Below are 3,889 nucleotides of genomic sequence, written 5' to 3'. Positions count from 1 at the left end.
CAGTTATGTTATTTATTGATTATCCTGGATTAACGAGATGTTTTTACCACTTTAAGGTTATAGAATCATTAACATATTCAGTTGCGATTGACATGACCTCGTTGATCTTTAAACCTTCTCCAGTTTCATTACCAAATGGATCAAAATTTGAAATAGGTTCAATAAATCTATAATCATGCTTCTGAGCAGCTACTTGTTGATCTTGTAAAGTAAATGAGCTGTAATTAAAAGCATGCAGACAGAACTTCAAATGTTTGTATCTGGATTTAAAGCTTCCTTCAACCTCTTCTAACGTTATTGAATTTGTTTCAGGGTTATAAATAATTGTTCTTTTGTAATATTGTCCATTTTCATAATCATATGACTCTCCATCGTCTTCGTAATAAACAAAAGAGTTTACATGATGACCTGCATAAACATGAATCTCCAATACATCTCCGAGACCTTGAGTATTAGTATTGGCTTTTGGCGCAAGCGGAATTATTGATGATGATTTTATAAACACAGGCAATTTTTCAATGCCACACTCAATAATCATTTCCTGATTACCTTCAAACTTCTGGTCATTAAACATTTCGTACCATTCACCTTCGGGTAAATAGACTTTAGTAAGTGTTTTATCACTTTCTAGAGGAGCTACCATTAATGCAGGACCAAATAAATATTGATTCTGGAACAAGCCGTTGTATATATTATGATCAAAGCTGTAGTCAATGGCCAGGCTTCGCTGTAATGGCAAGCCTGATATAGATGCTTCAAAAAATAGTGAGTAGATATATGGCATCAACTTATACCTCAGTCGAATAAAATTTGTAGAAATCTCTTCAACCTGCTCACCATAAGCCCAAGGTTCCGAATCCCTGCTATTAATCATTGAATGCCCCCTGAAGAAAGGAGAAAAGGATCCTATTTGCGCCCATCTGGCAAATAAGTGTTCACTGGCATTGCCTACAAACCCGCCAACATCATAACCAGCAAAAGCAATGCCTGCCAATCCCATACTATTGACTAACCTTACGCCAAGCATCATATGCTCGTCAGTAGCTACGTTATCACCTGTCCAAACCGCAGCATACCTTTGAATGCCGGAGAAACCAGCTCTTGTCAGATTAAATGGTCGTTTATTTGATAGACCTGCTTTAGTGCCCTCAAATGTTGCTCTGCTCATTTGAAAGCCATATAAATTGCGCCCTTTTCGAGCAGTGTCTTTCTCACCATCAAAGTCAAATTCTATTAATTCAGGCAACATTTGACCCCAAGTGGCAATTTCATTCATGTCATTCCAAAAGCCATCAACGCCAATTTCAGTGTACGAATTTAAATTGTCTTCCCACCACTTTCTGGTTGACTCTTTTGTGAAATCAGGGAAATGACACAGTCCTGGCCAAACAGATCCACTATAATTAGTGCCATCAGGATATTTAATAAACACATCATTTTGTTTGCCTGATTCATAAGCTGTATAGCCATCTTCTATCTTTATTCCAGGGTCACACATAACCACTACATGAAAGCCAAGCTCCTTAAGGTGCTGAACCAACTCAGCAGGCTTTGAAAACTTTTTGTTATCCCAGGTAAAGATTTTGTATTGCTCCATATAATGGATGTCAAGTACAATCACATCTGCAGGAATGTTCTTCTGTCTAAAAGTTTTCGCAATTCTTTCGACCTCTACATCTGGGTAATAGCTATAGCGGCACTGCTGATAACCTATACTCCAGAGTGGAGGGAGAGGAGTTGTTCCTGTTAAGTGAGCATACTTCCTAATAATTCCTTCTACATTATTATCATGAATGAAGTAGTAATCCATATCACCAGCATCTACTGAGAAGCTCGAAAACCTGTCATTTGATGCTCCGAAGTTTACAAAAGACTTGTGGCTGTTGTCAAGGTATATTCCATAAGCCAGGCTGCTGTGTAGTCCTACGTAAAAAGGAGTAGAGCAATAAAGAGGGTCCTGTTCCGACCCGTAAGCAAAACTATCGGTATTCCAATGTTCGTAACCCTGACCTCTTCTGTCTAGCGGACCAGTTTTTTCACCAAGCCCTATAAAGCGCTCGCCCTCTTGTAGCTTTTTGTAGGTAGTTATTTGCTCGCCAATCCTGGATGTACCAAAGGTGTCATCAGTAGAAATTATCTGTCCATCTGGTTTCCTAAATGTAAACCTTACCGGTGATTTTGAGATTTCAAGTTGAAGGAGAGATGTCTTAACAAGGATAAGACTATCAAAATCTTCAATGCTGAACTTGTCTTCAATTGGGTTTGCAATTACACTGTATTTATTGGTGTCAGTAGTCTCTCCAAAATAAATGTGCACTCTGATGATGCCAGCATCATAGACCTTAATTTGAAAATTCCCATTGCTAGTTTTTGCTTGAAGTCCATCTGCATTGATTTTGAAACTTTCAAATGCACCAAGATCCTGGCTCAATTTATTGTTTTTTGTATTATCCATCAGTAATAATTCGGTTCAGATTAGAGCAAAATTAATCTCTAAAAACAAACCAAATTAGTGATAACTAAACTGATTGAGTACAATGTGTTGCAAAAAAATGACCGCAATCGTTTGAAGTTGATATTAACAACTTCAAATTAAACTATTGATAAAAGGGCTTACTTTTTAATTGTAGAACCTCTTACAATAAGATTAGTCTTGAGCACTTTGGTTTCAGGCTCAATAACCTCATCGTCTTTGGCTTCAATTTGCTTTATTAAAAGTCTGGCAGCTTCTTGTCCCATTTCGAAACCGGGTTGGTTTACGGTAGTCATGGCAGGTTCGGTGAGCGAGGTAAACCTCCAGTTACTAAAACCTACAATTGCAAAGTCATTTGGAATATTTAAACCCTTTTCTCTTGCAGCCATCATGGCTCCAAGTGCTACTATATCATTAATCGCAAAAAGAGCATCTGGAGGATTCTGAAGTGCAAATAGCTTGGCAGCGACACTTTTAGCTACCATTTCATCCTCAGACGTGAAGTCGCCCATGACTAACTCTTCGTGGTATGGGATATTATAATGCTCTAGAGCAGCTTTGTACCCTGCTAGTCTGTTGCGGCTGATTTCAAGGTTAGAAGGTCCGGATAAATGTGCGATCCTTTTATTTCCTTGTTCAATTAGATGTTCTGTCGCCTTAAAGGCTCCATCAAAATCGTCAACTATTACTTTACTACAATTTATGGCATCAGTCACTCGATCGAAAAGAACTAAGGGCATTCCCCTTTCATGAATAGTATGGAAGTGGTCGTATTTTAAGGTTTCTTTAGACAAGGAGATCAGCATTCCATCAACTCTGTTATTAAAAAGAGCTTTTGAATCCATTACCTCTCTTTCATAAGATTCGTTAGACTGTGACACAATAACGCTATATCCTTTGTCATAGGCTATATCCTCAATACCACTAATTACAGTAGAGAAAAAGAAATGGATAATTTCAGGGATTATGACCCCAATGGTATTGGTTTTACTCTGCCTTAGGCTCAAGGCAATTGAGTTAGGAGTGTAGTTGAGTTTTTCAGCTAACTCATTGACCGCTTTTTTTGTTGCGGTGCTAATATCTGGATGATCTTTTAGTGCTCTTGAAACAGTTGAAGGAGATATTCCCAATTCTCTCGCTATGTCCTTAATTGTTATTTGATTGTTCTTCATTATTTGGTTTACAGAATACGGTAGTAATTAACTGCGCCAAGATAATAAAATCCGCTGTGTAATTAGAGTAAATATTGAAATTGTGCAACAACTCAAAAGATACTTTGGCCCGGTGTCTTAAAATATGAATTTGTGCAATCGGATGCACCTTTCGAAAAAAAATGTTAAATTATAATAAAATCACAAACGTTTGCGTAAACGTTTGCGGTAATTTTTCGGTGAATAAGTGCTTTTATTATTAGGA

Annotated in this window: 2 protein-coding genes; both read right to left on the bottom strand. The window is 37.6% G+C overall.

Features of this window, described 5'->3' with window-relative positions; genetic code table 11:
• Positions 1-43: 43 nt before the first annotated feature.
• Positions 44-2,455, bottom strand: coding sequence for a glycoside hydrolase family 31 protein (locus E1140_RS01365; RefSeq protein ID WP_155178261.1), 2,412 nt, complete (start codon positions 2,453-2,455; stop codon positions 44-46).
• A gap of 158 nt (positions 2,456-2,613) precedes the next feature.
• Positions 2,614-3,645: a LacI family DNA-binding transcriptional regulator gene (locus E1140_RS01360; protein ID WP_155178259.1), complete on the bottom strand. Its 1,032-nt coding sequence runs from the start codon at positions 3,643-3,645 to the stop codon at positions 2,614-2,616.
• Positions 3,646-3,889: the final 244 nt, after the last annotated feature.

The organism is Fulvivirga lutimaris (genome assembly GCF_009711525.1).
Taxonomy (GTDB): domain Bacteria; phylum Bacteroidota; class Bacteroidia; order Cytophagales; family Cyclobacteriaceae; genus Fulvivirga; species Fulvivirga lutimaris.
The sequence above is the reverse complement of the archived record's forward strand: the minus strand, read 5'-3'. Positions and strand labels throughout refer to the sequence as shown.